We start from the raw sequence: 14,093 nt of genomic DNA, 5'->3' as shown, positions 1-14,093 counted from the left end.
TGCGGGGAAAAAATGGTCGAAACCATCCGCCAGACGTGGCAAGAAGCGCACCGTCAGTCCGGCAACAGGGGACAGTACGCGCCGTCGCCGAAACCCGGCGCGGCCGGTATATTGCAAGTGACCAACCAACAGGGAGACACCGACATGGCACTTATCAAGGGCGGCCTTCTCGACCGCCGCGGATTTCTTAAAACCACCGTCGCGGCCGCGGCGGCCTCCAGCCTGCCGCTGGGCGGCGCCTTCGCCCAGACACCCAAGCGCGGCGGCAACCTGCGCGTGGCCAAGGGCCACGGCAACACCACCGACACGCTCAACCCCGGCCAGTGGGACAACGGCTACATGCTGGCCCTCGGCTTCGCCATCCACGGCCGCCTGACCGAGGTCGCGACCGACGGCGCGCTGATCCCGGAACTGGCCGAAAGCTGGGAAGCCTCCGACGACGCCTCCGAGTGGCGGTTCAAGATCCGCAAGGGCGTGACCTTCCATGACGGCAAGGCGCTGGAAGTGCAGGACGTCGTGAACTCGATCAACTTCCACCGCGGCGAGAACTCGACCTCCGCCGCCGGCCCGATCGTGGCGCCGATCACCGACATCACCACCGAAGGGGACGACACGGTCGTCTTCACCCTCGACGGCGGCAATGCCGACTTCCCCTTCATCCTCAGCGATTACCACCTGGTGATCTGCCCCGCCGACGGCGACAGCATCGACTGGCAGTCGGGCAACGGCTGCGGCAGCTACAAGCTGACCGCCTTCAACGCCGGCGTCTCCTCCTCCTTCGAGCGGAACGAGAACCACTGGCGCGATGACGTGGCCTTCGTCGACACCTGCGAGATGCTCGCCGTGGTCGACCCCAACGCCCGCACCACCTCGCTCGTCTCGGGCGACGTGCACGCCATCGACAAGGTCGACCTCAAGGCGGCCGGCCTGCTGGGCCGCAAGCCCGGCGTCAACATCCAGTCGATCGCCGGCACCCAGCACTACACCTTCGCCATGGACACCCGCGCCGATCCGTTCACCGACAACAATGTCCGCCAGGCCCTGAAATACGGCATCAACCGCCAGGAACTGGTCGACAAGATCCTGTTCGGCTACGGCTCGGTCGGCAACGACCACCCGATCGGCCAGGGCCAGCGCTTCTTCAACTCCGAGATGGAGCAGAAGGAGTTCGACCCCGACAAGGCCAAGTGGCACCTCAAGGAAGCCGGGATGGACAGCGTCTCGGTCAGCCTCTCGGCCTCCGACGCCGCCTTCCCCGGCGCGGTCGACGCCGCCACGCTGTTCCAGAACTCCGCCTCCGAGGCGGGCATCGACCTCAAGGTCGTGCGCGAACCCAAGGACGGCTACTGGTCCGACGTCTGGATGAAGAAACCCTTCTCCGCCGTCTACTGGGGCGGCCGCCCGGTCGAGGACCAGATGTTCGCGACCGCCTACCAGTGCGGCGCGGCCTGGAACGACAGCTTCTGGTGCAACGACCGCTTCGAGGAGCTGATGAAGACCGCCCGCGCCGAGCTCGACGAGGCCAAACGCAGCGAGATGTATTTCGAGATGCAGGACATCGTCGCCAACCAGGGCGGCGTCATCATCCCGATGTTCGCCAACTACGTCTTCGCCACCGGCGACAACGTGGGCCATTCCGAACAGATGGCCTCGAACTGGGACATGGACGGCGAGCGCTGGATGGAGCGCTGGTGGCTCAACTCGTAAGCCCCCGCGCGGCCATCGCCGCATGACAATACCGGCCCCGGCGGCGCGATCCGCCGGGGCCTTTTCGTGGCAGGCCCCCAACCTCCACCGACTTCTTCTGGCCCCAAATATCCCCGCCGGAGGCAAGAAATCTCTTCTCTCGCGCCCCCCGCCACGCAACCCCGCCTCGGCAGACCTTCACCCGGTTCGTCCGGCTCAGGCATCCCACGCACCGATAACAACCGCCCTCTCGCCCCCACCCGCGAGCCCCGTTTTCTTCGAAGAAAACGGCACGGAAAATTCCGATTTTCCGCCCCCGCCAGCCGGTAACACAGGCGCCAGCCACGGTCTCCTCACGAGATTTCGAGGCCCTCACCCCGCCAGCTTCTCCTGCCGCGCAAACGGGCTGAGCCCCAGCCAGGCCTGCATCGTCGCCGCCAGCCGCCGCGGCCCCACCGGCACCAGCGCGCCGCGCTCCGCCGCGTCGGACACGCTCCGCAGCCCCATCCAGATCTCCGTCATCGTCCGCAGGTCCACCGTCACGTAGAGATCGACGTCGAAGCCCGGGTCGACATGGCACAGGTCGACGCTCCGGTCCGGCTCGACGATCAGCCACCATGTCCGCTCCGCCTCCGGCAGCTCGGGATAGATGAACTCGATCACCGTCCGCTCCCGGGGCACCGGCTCGGTGTTCAGGTTCCGCCGCATGTCCCACATCAGCAGCTCCGCATCGAGATTCTCCAGCGAGGGCTCGGTCTCCACCCATTTCTGGCCCCACATGCCGATCGCCTCCACCACCGGCTGCAAATCGCGGCCCGCCTGGGTCAGCCGGTAGGCCTCGATCTCCTTCGACCCCGGCACCGGCTCGCGCGCGACGATCCCCGCCGCCTCCAGCTCCCGCAGCCGCTTCGACAGCAACCCCGGCGACATCCGCGGCACGCCCCGCCGCAGCTCGTTGAACCGGGTCGACCCGGCCACCAGCTCGCGCAGCAGCACCACCGTCCACCGCGTGCACAGAACCTCGGCCGCCATCGCGACCGGGCAGAACTGCCTGTAGCTCGCATTCGTCATCCTAGCCTCCTTTCCCTAGCGTCACCCAGCCTGCCATACCACCCCCCGCCCCGGCCAGTTCAGAACCTGTATCGGCCCGGTACACTCCGTGAACTGGCGCCGCGGCGGGCCCGGATGGCAGCCTGTCCCCACGCCGGGAAACCCCGGTGCCACCGAAACCGGACAGCGAAAAGGGAATCACGCACATGCCACTGGTAGACATCCAACTGATCGAAGGCGTCTTCGATGACAGCCAGAAACAACAGATGATCGCCGAGGTGACCGAGGCCATGGTCCGCATCGAGGGCGAGGCCCTGCGCAGCGTCACCTGGGTGCGCGTCCAGGAGATCGCCAGCGGCGCATGGGCCATCGGCGGCACCCCGATGACCGCCGCCGACGTCCGGGCCACCCGCGCCACGCCGGCCTGACCCGGCACGATCCGCCACCCCGCACCAGACAGGAGGAGCCATGACCCCATCCATCACCGAAGAGATCAGCACCGTCACCCTCTACGAACGCCTGGGCGGCGCGCCCGGCATACGGCGCATCGTCGACGGCGCCATCGCGGCGCATATGGAAAACCCCGCGATCCGCGCGCGCTTCACCCCCTACGAAAGCCGGCCCGCCCGGGTCGAGGAGATCAAGCGGCACACCTGCGACTTCTTCGCCAGGGGCACCGGCGGCCCCGACGCCTACCGGGGCCGCTCCATGGCCGAGGCCCATCGCGGCATGGATATCGCCCCGCCGGAATACGAGGCCGCCGCGGGCGACATCCTCGGCACCATGCAGGCGCTCGGCTACGACGGCGCGACCCGCGCCGAGGTCGCCGATATCCTGCACACCCTCAAACCCGACATCATACACCAGTAACCCGAAAGCGAGGCACCGACATGACACGAGAGATCGAGATCAGACGCTTCGAAACCCCCGACGACGCCCTCGACATGAAGGACCGCGGCGGCATCGACATCGTGAAGATGCAGGACGGCACCGCCGGCATGCGCGCCGTCTTCGAGCCCGGCTGGACATGGGAGACCGACGAGAAACCGCTCCTCGGCGCGCCCGATGCCTGCCCGATGCGCCACACCGGCTACTGCCTCGGCGGCCGGCTGGTGGTGCGCATGGTCGACACCGGCACCGAGACGGCCATCACCCGGGGCGATTTCTTCGAAATCCCGCCCGGCCACGACGCCTATGTCGCAGGTGACGAGCGTGTCGAACTCATCCTCTTCGAAGCGCCCGCCGCCCACGGCTGAGCGCCCCCGGCCTGCCGGCCCCGCGCCGGCAGCGCCCCTCCGCCCCCCTATCCCGGCCACTTTCCCCACCCCCGGCTTTCACTGGCCAAGAATACTCCCGCCGGAGACATGAAGTCTCTTGCTGCGCAAGGCCCATCCCACGCGCCACAGCACTCGGCCCCCAACCTCCACCGACTTCTTCTGGCCCCAAATATCCCCGCCGGAGGCATGAAATCTCTTGCCACCCCCGCCCGGGCCACGCGCCGCGCCTCGCCCCGTCCCCCGCGTCTTCTTGGCCCCAATACTCCCGCCGGAGGCATCAAATCTCTTCCTGCGCGACGCCGCCCTCACTCCGCCTTCCGGTAGCTGATCATCGCCTCGTGCCCCATCAGGATCAGGTCCATCCACCCGCCCGCCAGATTGTCGATCAGGTAGCAATAGCTGTCCCGGTGCTGCGCGCTGGTCTGGATCAGCACCGGCCCCGCCCCGGCACTGTCCGGGCAATCCGCCTTCACGTCGAGATACATCGTGTCCAGATACCCCGCCTTGTAATAGGAATGCATCTCCGCCCCCTGGATATGGAGCGTCTCGTTGGGGTCGTCCGCCGAGACCCAGCTCCCCTGCATCGCCGCGCGCAGCCCGGCATAGGCATCCGGCCCGAGGATCTCGATCTCGCTCACCGCAAGCTGCGCGGTGCTGTCGCCAGACCCGGTCAGGTCGCCCGTCACCTGCATCGGCGTGTTGTTCGGCAGCGCCTCCAGCCGCGCCAGGAAGGCGCGCGGCGTCGGGTCGTCATACCCCGCGAAATACTTCCAGCCATTGGCGATGAAGGTGCAGGCCTCGAACCCGTCGTAGAAATCGCAGCCCTGGAAGATCAGCCGGTCGGTGAAGGGCTCGCCATGCACGCCCCGCTTCAGCCCGCTCAGCAATACCGTCGCCGCCGACGTCGGCTGCGCCCCCGATTGCGCCCCGGCCTGCACCCCCGTCTGCACCCCGGCCTGCACCGCCACGGCGCCTTCCGCGGATTTCCCCTTCGCCACGCTTTCCTTCCGCCTGGCCCGCGCCTCGATCCGGAAGGAAAAGCTTTCCGCCGTTTCGCCCGTATCGATCACCGCGAAATCGGCGGCCTCGTACCCCCTGGCCGCGCAGTCGGCATCGCCAACGATCGTGTAGGCCTCGCCTTGCGTGCAGAAGCTGTACCCCTCTCCCCGGAAGCCCTGCCCCGCCGCCGTCGCCCGGTAATAGTAGTAGCGGTTGGTCAACGCCCCGCCCACCGGCTCGGCACAGGCACCCGGCGCGATGGTCCACCAGCCCTCCGAGACCCAGGTCTCGCCCTGCTTGTACCCCACCGATACCGACCGCGTCTCGCCCGTGTCGTTGCAGATCTCTAGCCCGGCCATCGCCGACACCGGGCACAGCGCCAGCGCCAGCGCGCCGGCCATCAACCGTTTCATGACCAATCCCCCCGAAACCTGTCGCCTTGCAGGCCCGCCGAACGGGCCCGGAATGCCCTACAGTTTCGTCGCGGCACTCGCGGGCGTCAATGCCCGGCGCTTCAGCACCGCCTCGCGCCAGCTGATGAAACTCACCGCCGCCACGATCACCAGCCCGCCGACGATCACCCAGGGGTCAAGCGGCTCGCCGAAGACGAAGGCGCCCAGGCTCACCGCCCAGACGAGCTGCAGGAAGGTCACCGGCTGGGTCACCGCCAGGGGCGCCGCCCGGAAGGCCCGCGTCATCGCGTAATGCCCCGCCGTGGCCAGCCCCGCCACCACCAGCAGGATGCCCAGCTCCGACCACGTCGGCGTGACCCAGTTCAGCGCCGCCAGCGGCGCCAGCAGGATCGTCACCGAGATCGACAGCATCGCCACCACCACCGCCGGGCTGCACCTGTCCGACAGGAGCTTGGCGAAGATGTACGACGCCCCGAAGATCATCGCCGCGAAGACCATCGCCAGGTGCCCGGCCCCCACCTCGCGCAGCCCCGGCCGCAGGATGATCAGCGCCCCCACCAGCCCCGCCGCCACCGCCAGCAGCCGCCGAAGGGCCAGCCGCTCGCCCAGGAACAGCGCCGCGCCGATGGTGACATAGATGGGCGACATGTAATTCATCGCGGTGACATCGGCGATCGGGATCCGCGCCATGGCATAGAACCACAGCACCACCGCCACCATGTGCGCCAGCCCGCGCAGCCCGAACAGGCCCCAGGTGCCGCGGTCGAAGCGGAACTCCCCGGCCCGCCACAGCATCGGAAGGGCAAAGACCAGCCCAAGCAGGAACCGCAGGAACGTCGCCTCGACCGAGGGGATGCGCGTGCCGAGGATCTTCACCATCGCGGTGACCCCCACCAGCATCACGCCGGTCACGATCATCCAGCACACGCCGGCGATCGGGTTGGACTGGCCGGGGTCGGCGGGGTGTACGGCGGGTGACTCGTCCTGCATGGGCCGCATTAACCGTCTCGGGCGGGGGAATGTCGAGCGGGTTTTGCCCCGCGCCGCCCCGGCACGGCCAGGGCTGTGCCGCCCCCCCGGCGCGCCACGCGGGCCCCGGCAAATTCCAGTTTTCCGGCCCCGGAGTTTCGCAAAACTCCGGCACCATCCCACCACGACAGGTCATTTTCTGCGCAGAAAATGACCCGGAAAATACGCATTTTCCGGGCGAAAATTCCGCGCGGAATTTTCCCGCACCACCCCCTCGACGCGAAAGGTCCGAAAACCGCGCCTGTCGTGCTACACTGCCCCGACATCCAAAGCGGACACGCCATGACCGACACCAGTCCCGGCCTCTACGGAAGCGACGGCCAGCGCAGGCTGCAGGCGGCCGCCCTGGCCGGGGCCGGGGCGGCGCGCGAGATACCGGGCGCCGTTTTCGCCGCCCGCATGGCCGGCACCGACGATCCCGACCGGCTCGGCTGGGACCGGATCGCCGCCACCCTGCGCGACGAGGGCGCCATCACCTTCCGGATGATCCCCACGGATGCCTGCCCCGAGGTCGAACGCCGCCTCGCCGAGATCGGCTGCGTCATCACGTGGTGGGACGTGTTCGACGGCCCGCGCGACACCGTCCGGGCCACCTGCGACGCCCTCCTCGCGAGCCCTGGCGACGATCTCGTCCCGGCCGGGCCACAGGCTTGCACCGACCCCGGACTCCTCGAGCAGGTCCAGGCCTTCATGGCCGGTCGCGGCGTCGCCCCCTACCCGGCCCAGGTGCTCTCGGGCCAGACCGGCCCGGCCTTCCTCGCCGTGCTGACCGATCCCGCCGACGGGTCCATCGCCGCCACCGCCTTCACCTACTTTCCCTACAACCGCCACAGCCCGCACCACGCCACCGCCTGGGCCGGGCTGGTCGCCGTGCGCGATGACATGCGCGGGCGGGGCGTCGGCATCCGGGTCAACGCGCTCGCCCTGCGGCAGGCGGTCGGAGATCTCGGCGCAGACCGGGTGCAGGAATTCGCCCGGACCACCAACGTCGCCTCCTGCCGGATGATCGAACGCTGCGGCCTCCGCCTGCGCGCCGATCTCCGCTCCGGCATCGCCCAGCCCGCCGGCGCCCGGAGCTTCACGCGCTGACCGGCCCCGGGCCCACCGGGCACCGGGCCCTTACCCCGGCAGCGGAATGAACTCCGCATCATCCCCCGGCGGCAGGCTGAACCGCCCGTGCGCCCAGTCGCCCTCGGCCCAGGCCGCCTTGGCCGCCACGATCTTCTCCTCGCTCGAGGCCACGAAATTCCACCAGATATAGCGCGGCCCGTTCAGCGTCTCGCCGCCCAGCGCCATCAGCCGCGCGCCCTGCGGCCCCGCCTTCAGCGTGATCGCGTCGCCGGGCCGGAACACCATCATCCGGCCGGCCTCGAACACCTCGCCCGCCACCTCGACCGCGCCCTGCGTGACATAGACCCCGCGATCCTCGTGATCCTCCGGCAGGGGCAGCATCGCCCCCGGCTCCATCACCACGTCGGCATAGAACATCTCCGAGAACGTCCCCACCGGGGCGCTCTCGCCCCAGCCGCGCCCCATGATCAGCCGCAATTGCTTGCCCTCGCCCTCCAGCACCGGCAGCGCGGCCTCGCCGTGATGCTCGAAACTGGCGGCGCGCTCCTCGTCGCGCTCGGGCAGCGCCACCCAGGTCTGGATCCCGAACAGCCGGCTCCGCCCTTCCCGCGTCGCGGCGCTGGTGCGTTCCGAATGGGTCACGCCCTGGCCCGCCACCATCCAGTTCACCTCGCCCGGATAGATCATCTGGTGCGTGCCCAGACTGTCGCGGTGCTCGAATTCGCCCTCGTACAGGTACGTCACCGTCCCCAGCCCGATATGCGGGTGCGGGCGCACGTCGATCCCCTGCCCGGTCAGGAACTCCGCCGGGCCCATCTGGTCGAAGAAGATGAACGGGCCCACCATCTGCCGCTTGGGCGCCGGCAGGGCGCGGCGCACCTCGAACCCGCCGATGTCACGGGCGCGCGGCACGATCAGCGTCTCGATATCGTCAAGCTTTCCGGCTTCGGGGCAGCCCGGCTCGAGGCCCGGCGCCCAGCTCATCCCGCCTGGCCCTTGGGCGCCGCGCGGTTGAGCACGTCGCTCCATTCCGGGTGCCGGCGGAACTGCGCGGCGGCGAACGGGCACAGCGGCAGGATCTGCTTGCCCTGCTCCCGCGCCATCTCGACCGCCCGCTCGACCAGCGCCAGCCCCACGCCCTGGCCGCGATAGACATCCGGCACCTCGGTGTGGTCGATGATGATCATCCCCTTGCCGGCGACCGAATAGGTCATCTCCGCCTCCGGCCCGATGCCGATCCTCGCGGTGAACCGGCCCTTGCCGTCACCCGTGTGATGTTCAATGTCCATATCGCCGCGCCCTTTTCAGCTCCGTACCCCCGATCATGAGGTAGCACAGCCCCGCGAAACCGCAATCGCCCTTGTCTCACACCGGCTGTGCATTGCCGATAACGTGATTGGCCTGCGCCACCGGTCCGGCTACCCTGCAGCGATATTTGCAAAGCCGCCCCGATGCCCGCCCCCACGCCCGAACCAGCCCCCGCCTCCGTGCCCGACATCTACGACCCCGCCTTCGTCGCCGGGCTCTTCGACCGCTGCGCCGCGAACTACCGCTGGTGGAGCGCGATCAGCTCCTTCGGCTTCACCCGCACCTGGCGCCGGCAATGCGTGGCGCTCCTGCCGCCCACCGGCCCCGGCGCCACCGTGATCGACCTGATGGCCGGCACGGGCGAGCTCTGGCCGCACCTCCTGCGCCGCTTTCCCGGCCTCGCCTCCATCACCGCGCTCGACATCTCCCGCAACATGCACCTGCACGCCGTCGACCGCCTCCACCGCACCCGCGCCTCCCGCATCACCCATATCGAGGCCGACGCGCTGACCACCGACCTCCCCGAGGCCCGGGCCGACCTGCTCGTCGCCGCCTTCGGCCTCAAGACCTTCACCCCCGCCCAGCAGGCCACGCTGGCCCGCCAGGTCGCCCGCCTCCTCAAGCCCGGCGGGCATTTCGCCCTGATCGAGGCCTCCGACCCCCACGGCTGGGCCCTGCGCCCGCTCTACCGCGCCTATATCGACCACGCCCTGCCGCTGATCGAACGCCTCTTCCTCCGCGGCGCGCAGGATTTCACCATGCTCGGCCCCTACACCCGCAACTTCCGCGACTGCACGCACATGGCCGAGGCGCTCCACAACGAAGGGCTCACCGTCACGTTCCACCGCCATTTCTTCGGCTGCGCCACCAGCGTCTCCGGCCACAAACCCGCCTGACGCGCCTCACATCCAGGTCAGCTTCGCCGCGATCGCCCACATCGTCAGCCCGACGATCCCGTCCAGCACCCGCCAGCTCCCCGGCCGCCGGAACACCGGCGCCAGCACCCGCGCGCCGTAGCCCAGCCCGAAGAAGAACACGAAACTCGCGCTCACGGCCCCCGCGCCGAACCCCGGCTTGTCGCCATATTGCGCACTCACCGACCCCAGCAAGACGACCGTATCCAAGTAAACATGCGGGTTCAGCCAGGTCAGCGCCAGGCAGGTCAGAAGCGCCGCCCGCAACCCGGCCTTGCCCTTGCCCGCCTCCATCCCTTCGCCGCCCGTCCACGCGGCCCATAACGTCCTTGCCCCGTACCACAGCAAGAACGCCGCGCCCCCGAACCGCATCACGCCCTCCAGCCCCGGCACCGCCCTGGCCAACGCCCCGAACCCGGCCACGCCCGCCGCGATCAGCACCGCATCCGACAGCGCACAGGTTAGGACCACGGCGAAGACATGCGCATTCCTGAGCCCCTGCCGCAGGACGAACGCGTTCTGCGCCCCGATCGCCAGGATCAGCGAAAACCCCAGCGCGAACCCCGCGAAATATGCCTGCATGGCCGGTTCTCCTGTCAAAAGCTTGACCGGCCTAGCCCGGAGCGTCACATTACGCAAACGAATGAAATTGACCCGACATCAGTACTGCTAATGCAATTCGACCCCGCCCAGCTCGCCGCCCTCTCCGCCGTCCTCCGCCACGGCGGGTTCGAGACGGCGGCACAGGATCTCGGCCTCACCCAATCCGCCGTCTCGCAACGCATCAAGGCGCTCGAAACCCGCGCCGGGGCCCAGCTCGTGACCCGCGCCAAGCCCTGCACCGGCACCGAGGCCGGCCGCCGCCTCGCCGCCCATGCCGACCAGGTCGCCCTGCTGGAAGCACAGCTTGCGGGCGACCTCTCGGCCCTCGCGCCCGCGCCGCAAACCCGCATCCGCCTTGCGCTCCCCGCCGACAGCCTTGCGACGTGGTTCCTCGACGCGCTGAGCGACCTGCCCGATCACCTCTTCGAGCTCTCCATCGACGACCAGGACCATTCCGCCGACTGGCTCCGCCGCGGCGAAGTGCTGGGCGCCGTCACCGCCCAGCCCGACCCGGCCCCGGGCTGCGATGCGCTCCCCCTCGGCGCCCTGCCCTACGTCGCCACCGCCAGCCCCGCCTTCATCGCCCGCCACTTCCCCTCCGGCGTCACCGCAAAGGCGCTCGCACGCGCGCCGATGCTCCGCTTCGACCCCAAGGACCGGCTCCAGCATCTCTGGATCGAACGCGTGACCGGCACGCGCCTCTCCCCTCCGAGCCATCGCCTGCCCTCCTCCGAAGGCTTCGTGCAGGCCTGCCGCCTCGGCATCGGCTGGGGCGTGAACCCGGTCGCCCTCGTCGCCGACGATCTCGCCACGGGCCGCCTGGTGGCGCTCGGCGACGGCACCCGCGTCGACACGCCCCTCTACTGGCAGACCCCGCGCCTGATGGCCCCCGCGCTGGCCGCCCTGACACGGGCGGTCAGGCGCGCGGCCCGGACCCATCTGGCGGCACCGGACTAACCACCCCCGCCCCGACCCCCGAGCCGGGGCCTCCGGCCCAATCCGGACGAGCGAACCAATCCTCGTAAGGTGGGTGCAAACCCACCACTCCACCCCACGGTTGACACCCAAACCCAAACCCAACACACTCCCCCCACGACCATTTCAAACCCACCACTTTTCAACGCACTACCTTTCAACTCGCGCCCCTCCGGACCCACCCCGACCGGCGCCCCCCCATTCAAACAAGGAGATTCCCCATGTCCCTCGTATCCAGAACCGTCTCCACCGGCTTCGACATCGCCAAATCCATTGCCCTCCTCGCCTTCCTCTCGATCCCGACCGAAGGCAACGCCGACGACATGAGCCTCTGCATCTCGCTCGACCGGCAATGGGGCACCAAGTGCAACCGCGACGATTCCCTGCATATCATCGTCACCAACAACTGCCCCTCCGCGACCTTCATCAAGATGTGCATCCGTGAAAAGGACGGCGGCTGGTCCTGCGGCACCGACAACAACCTGAAACGCGGCGAAACCAACCGCGGCTTCTGGGCCTGCAAGGCCACCGGCGATTACGACTACGCCGCCTGCACCGGCGGCTATGGCGAGTGCGGCTTCAATCGGTAACGGGGTTCGGGTGGGAGCCACCCCGCCCGGTCACCGGCCCTTGCGGAAACACCCTTGGGGGCGGGTGCCGCCGACGAAATTCCCACCTGTCGCCGTAGGGTGGGTGCCAACCCACCGCGCGCCCCCGTTCCCCCCCCACCCGAGTAATCTTAACCGGTTGTTAACCGCCCGCCTCCACCCTCCGGACAGGGACAGAGGAGGACAAGAGTGACAAAAGAACTGAGCTACGAATCCGAGGCGCTGGAGGCCATCCACGCCAAGGCCAACACCGCCAAGAACGAGTGTTTCTTCATCGGGTTCATCGACGGCGTTCTTGCCAATGGCCGGGTGGAGGAAACGGAACTGGAACCGCTCCTTGCCGAATGCAGGGCCGTCTGCGCGCAGGTGGGCGACGAAGACGCGGCCGAGATCCTGAGCGAGGCGGCGGCGGGCCATCACGACACCCTCGGGGAACTGCTCGATGTCCTCACCCAGATCGCCGAGATCCGAAGCGGGAAGATCGACCCGGCCTGCCCCCGCTCCGCGGCCAATCGCCTGCTTGGCTTCTGCGCCGGCATCAACTGCGACGGCATCATCACCACGCGCGAGGCGCAGGTTCTGCATGACCGGATCAACGCCGCCCACGACCTCGACACCGATCCGCGCATCGCCGCCCTCCGGCACGTGGTGCGCGACGCGCTCTGCGACGGCGTCATCGACCCGGCCGAAGCCGCCGAGATCAGCCACCTGATCACCAGCCTCGTCGGCGACAGCTATGCCGACACCGGCATCCCCAGCTGCGAGGCGATCCCGGTCATAAGCGACACCGACCAGCTTGATGCCATCCTGTTCGAAGGCCGGCACGTCGTCCCGACGGGCGGGTTCGACTTCGGCACCCGGCGCCAGCTCACGGCACGGCTGGAAGAGCTTGGCGCCACCGTGCAGAAGACCCCCACCCGCGAAACCGATTTCCTGATCATCGGCGCCGAGGGCAGCCCGCATTACACGCACAAGTCCCACGGCGGAAAGATCGGCAAGGCCCTCGAACTCCGCGGCGACGGCCATAGCCCGAGGATCTATCTCGAAGCGCAACTCCGCGCCCACCTGTCGCCATAGGGCGGGGGCCACCCCGCCGCCAACAACTCGAATTCTTGAAAAGAATTCGATCCGATATCTTTTCAAGATATCGTCCCACCACAACGCCCCGGCGCACGACCACTCGGTCGAAAAACCACCGCCGTCAATTCGCACCGACGCGATACCGACAAGATACCGACGTAATACCGACGTTGGAATTCGGCCCATCCCCAACAAAAACGGCGCCCCGAGGGGCGCCGTCCAAACCGTCCCGATCTGCGCGGAATTCACTCCGCCGCAAGCTGGCTCATCACCTCGTCCGACGCCTCGAAATTCGTGGTCACGCGCTGCACGTCGTCATCGTCCTCCAGCGCGTCGATCAGCTTCATCAGCTTCTCCATCCCCTCGAAATCCATCTCGGTCGTGGTGGTCGGCTTCCAGACAAGCTTGGTCGTCGTGCTTTCGCCAAGCTCGGCCTCAAGCGCGTTGGAGACATCGTTCAGATCGGTATCGGCACACCAGATGATGTGGCCATCCTCGCTACTCTCCACATCCTCTGCCCCGGCCTCGATCGCGGCCATCATCACCGTGTCGGCATCGCCCACATCCGCGGGATAGGTCACCTCGCCCTTCCGCTCGAACATGAACCCGACCGAGCCGGTCTCGCCAAGGTTGCCGCCATTCTTGGTAAAGGTCGAGCGCACGTTGGAGGCGGTCCGGTTGCGGTTGTCGGTCATCGCCTCGACGATCACCGCCACCCCATTGGGGCCATAGCCCTCGTAGCGAACCTCCTCGTAATCCTCGCCCTCACCGCCGATCGCCTTCTTGATCGCCCGGTCGATATTGTCGTTCGGCATCGACTGCGACTTCGCCTGCTTCACCACCAGCCGAAGACGCGGGTTCTTCTCCGGGTCCGGGTCGCCCATCTTGGCGGCCACGGTGATCTCCTTGGAAAGCTTGGAAAAAAGCTTGGCCCGCACGGCGTCCTGCCGCCCCTTGCGGTGCTGGATGTTTGCCCATTTGGAATGGCCGGCCATGTCGTGCGCTCCGTCAGATACCAGTCAGATGTCAGTTGTTCGGACCGTCTATAAATCACGCCCCGCCTGCCCCGCAAGCCGGTTG

The 14,093-nt window shown here is 68.3% G+C and carries 16 protein-coding genes; 9 read left to right on the top strand and 7 right to left on the bottom strand.

The genetic code is table 11. From position 1 onward, the window contains the following. Window positions 1–144 precede the first annotated feature (144 nt). Window positions 145–1,707 (top strand): ABC transporter substrate-binding protein, encoded by a 1,563-nt coding sequence (locus tag QUV18_RS10785; protein WP_300893926.1) that lies wholly within the window; start codon window positions 145–147, stop codon window positions 1,705–1,707. A 351-nt stretch (window positions 1,708–2,058) separates the two neighbouring features. Here the strand turns inward: QUV18_RS10785 and QUV18_RS10780 are convergent, their stop codons facing one another. Then, window positions 2,059–2,757 (bottom strand): helix-turn-helix domain-containing protein, encoded by a 699-nt coding sequence (locus QUV18_RS10780; protein WP_300893925.1) that lies wholly within the window; start codon window positions 2,755–2,757, stop codon window positions 2,059–2,061. 185 nt (window positions 2,758–2,942) lie between these two features. Here QUV18_RS10780 and QUV18_RS10775 point away from each other — a divergent pair, with 185 nt between their 5' ends. Genes QUV18_RS10775 through QUV18_RS10765 form a run of 3 tightly spaced genes read left to right on the top strand, consistent with a single transcriptional unit; the run spans window position 2,943 to window position 3,992 of the window. Continuing rightward, a complete protein-coding gene (locus QUV18_RS10775; RefSeq protein ID WP_300893924.1) occupies window positions 2,943–3,164 on the top strand; it encodes a tautomerase family protein in 222 nt (73 codons plus the stop codon). 40 nt (window positions 3,165–3,204) lie between these two features. Beyond that, entirely contained in the window at window positions 3,205–3,606 is a 402-nt protein-coding gene (locus tag QUV18_RS10770) for a group 1 truncated hemoglobin (RefSeq protein ID WP_300893922.1), read from the top strand. A 20-nt stretch (window positions 3,607–3,626) separates the two neighbouring features. After that, window positions 3,627–3,992, top strand: coding sequence for a cupin domain-containing protein (locus QUV18_RS10765; RefSeq protein WP_300893920.1), 366 nt, complete (start codon window positions 3,627–3,629; stop codon window positions 3,990–3,992). A 326-nt stretch (window positions 3,993–4,318) separates the two neighbouring features. On the opposite strand, the gene QUV18_RS10760 is transcribed toward QUV18_RS10765, so the two are convergent. Together QUV18_RS10760 and QUV18_RS10755 are read right to left on the bottom strand one after the other, a co-directional pair. Then, complete coding sequence (locus QUV18_RS10760) at window positions 4,319–5,425, bottom strand: DUF1036 domain-containing protein (protein WP_300893918.1); 1,107 nt, start codon at window positions 5,423–5,425, stop codon at window positions 4,319–4,321. 57 nt (window positions 5,426–5,482) lie between these two features. Further along, on the bottom strand, window positions 5,483–6,415 hold the full coding sequence (locus QUV18_RS10755; RefSeq protein WP_300893917.1) for a DMT family transporter: 933 nt from the start codon (window positions 6,413–6,415) through the stop codon (window positions 5,483–5,485). Window positions 6,416–6,736: 321 nt separating this feature from the next. Here QUV18_RS10755 and QUV18_RS10750 point away from each other — a divergent pair, with 321 nt between their 5' ends. Then, window positions 6,737–7,543 (top strand): GNAT family protein, encoded by an 807-nt coding sequence (locus QUV18_RS10750; RefSeq protein WP_300893916.1) that lies wholly within the window; start codon window positions 6,737–6,739, stop codon window positions 7,541–7,543. Between the two features lie 30 nt (window positions 7,544–7,573). Here the strand turns inward: QUV18_RS10750 and QUV18_RS10745 are convergent, their stop codons facing one another. Together QUV18_RS10745 and QUV18_RS10740 are read right to left on the bottom strand one after the other, a co-directional pair. Next, the gene (locus QUV18_RS10745; protein WP_300893914.1) at window positions 7,574–8,509 is read right to left on the bottom strand and encodes a pirin family protein; all 936 of its coding nucleotides are present in this window, start codon (window positions 8,507–8,509) and stop codon (window positions 7,574–7,576) included. Next, window positions 8,506–8,814, bottom strand: coding sequence for a GNAT family N-acetyltransferase (locus tag QUV18_RS10740; RefSeq protein ID WP_300893913.1), 309 nt, complete (start codon window positions 8,812–8,814; stop codon window positions 8,506–8,508). The genes QUV18_RS10745 and QUV18_RS10740 overlap by 4 nt, the downstream gene beginning before the upstream one ends. A gap of 162 nt (window positions 8,815–8,976) precedes the next feature. On the opposite strand from QUV18_RS10740, the gene QUV18_RS10735 reads away from it, so the two are divergent. After that, on the top strand, window positions 8,977–9,729 hold the full coding sequence (locus QUV18_RS10735; RefSeq protein ID WP_300893912.1) for a class I SAM-dependent methyltransferase: 753 nt from the start codon (window positions 8,977–8,979) through the stop codon (window positions 9,727–9,729). Window positions 9,730–9,735: 6 nt separating this feature from the next. Here the strand turns inward: QUV18_RS10735 and QUV18_RS10730 are convergent, their stop codons facing one another. Next, entirely contained in the window at window positions 9,736–10,329 is a 594-nt protein-coding gene (locus tag QUV18_RS10730; protein WP_300893911.1) for a LysE/ArgO family amino acid transporter, read from the bottom strand. 90 nt (window positions 10,330–10,419) lie between these two features. On the opposite strand from QUV18_RS10730, the gene QUV18_RS10725 reads away from it, so the two are divergent. From QUV18_RS10725 to QUV18_RS10715, 3 genes are all read left to right on the top strand, one after another. Beyond that, window positions 10,420–11,307, top strand: a complete 888-nt coding sequence (locus QUV18_RS10725) for a LysR family transcriptional regulator ArgP (RefSeq protein WP_300893910.1) — start codon at window positions 10,420–10,422, stop codon at window positions 11,305–11,307. Window positions 11,308–11,546: 239 nt separating this feature from the next. Next, on the top strand, window positions 11,547–11,915 hold the full coding sequence (locus QUV18_RS10720; protein ID WP_300893909.1) for a hypothetical protein: 369 nt from the start codon (window positions 11,547–11,549) through the stop codon (window positions 11,913–11,915). Between the two features lie 207 nt (window positions 11,916–12,122). Beyond that, window positions 12,123–13,010 carry a BRCT domain-containing protein gene (locus QUV18_RS10715; protein ID WP_300893907.1) on the top strand — a complete coding sequence of 296 codons (888 nt, stop codon included), beginning with the start codon at window positions 12,123–12,125 and terminating at the stop codon, window positions 13,008–13,010. A 248-nt stretch (window positions 13,011–13,258) separates the two neighbouring features. Here QUV18_RS10715 and QUV18_RS10710 read toward each other — a convergent pair whose 3' ends face one another. Next, window positions 13,259–14,008 (bottom strand): YebC/PmpR family DNA-binding transcriptional regulator, encoded by a 750-nt coding sequence (locus QUV18_RS10710; protein WP_300893906.1) that lies wholly within the window; start codon window positions 14,006–14,008, stop codon window positions 13,259–13,261. Window positions 14,009–14,093: the final 85 nt, after the last annotated feature.

The sequence above is a fragment of the Roseovarius sp. genome, from assembly GCF_030373445.1.
Lineage (GTDB): Bacteria > Pseudomonadota > Alphaproteobacteria > Rhodobacterales > Rhodobacteraceae > Roseovarius.
Note: the sequence above shows the minus strand (reverse complement) of the source record. Positions and strands in the feature narration are given on the sequence as shown.

Bases quoted from the DNA above. Each gene is read 5' to 3' on its own strand.
- QUV18_RS10710 (WP_300893906.1), bottom strand. From the start codon at position 14,008: ATGGCCGGCCATTCCAAATGGGCAAACATCCAGCACCGCAAGGGGCGG.
- QUV18_RS10730 (WP_300893911.1), bottom strand. From the start codon at position 10,329: ATGCAGGCATATTTCGCGGGGTTCGCGCTGGGGTTTTCGCTGATCCTG.
- QUV18_RS10755 (WP_300893917.1), bottom strand. From the start codon at position 6,415: ATGCAGGACGAGTCACCCGCCGTACACCCCGCCGACCCCGGCCAGTCC.
- QUV18_RS10760 (WP_300893918.1), bottom strand. From the start codon at position 5,425: ATGAAACGGTTGATGGCCGGCGCGCTGGCGCTGGCGCTGTGCCCGGTG.
- QUV18_RS10720 (WP_300893909.1), top strand. From the start codon at position 11,547: ATGTCCCTCGTATCCAGAACCGTCTCCACCGGCTTCGACATCGCCAAA.
- QUV18_RS10765 (WP_300893920.1), top strand. From the start codon at position 3,627: ATGACACGAGAGATCGAGATCAGACGCTTCGAAACCCCCGACGACGCC.
- QUV18_RS10745 (WP_300893914.1), bottom strand. From the start codon at position 8,509: ATGAGCTGGGCGCCGGGCCTCGAGCCGGGCTGCCCCGAAGCCGGAAAG.
- QUV18_RS10740 (WP_300893913.1), bottom strand. From the start codon at position 8,814: ATGGACATTGAACATCACACGGGTGACGGCAAGGGCCGGTTCACCGCG.
- QUV18_RS10750 (WP_300893916.1), top strand. From the start codon at position 6,737: ATGACCGACACCAGTCCCGGCCTCTACGGAAGCGACGGCCAGCGCAGG.
- QUV18_RS10775 (WP_300893924.1), top strand. From the start codon at position 2,943: ATGCCACTGGTAGACATCCAACTGATCGAAGGCGTCTTCGATGACAGC.
- QUV18_RS10785 (WP_300893926.1), top strand. From the start codon at position 145: ATGGCACTTATCAAGGGCGGCCTTCTCGACCGCCGCGGATTTCTTAAA.
- QUV18_RS10735 (WP_300893912.1), top strand. From the start codon at position 8,977: ATGCCCGCCCCCACGCCCGAACCAGCCCCCGCCTCCGTGCCCGACATC.
- QUV18_RS10770 (WP_300893922.1), top strand. From the start codon at position 3,205: ATGACCCCATCCATCACCGAAGAGATCAGCACCGTCACCCTCTACGAA.
- QUV18_RS10725 (WP_300893910.1), top strand. From the start codon at position 10,420: ATGCAATTCGACCCCGCCCAGCTCGCCGCCCTCTCCGCCGTCCTCCGC.
- QUV18_RS10780 (WP_300893925.1), bottom strand. From the start codon at position 2,757: ATGACGAATGCGAGCTACAGGCAGTTCTGCCCGGTCGCGATGGCGGCC.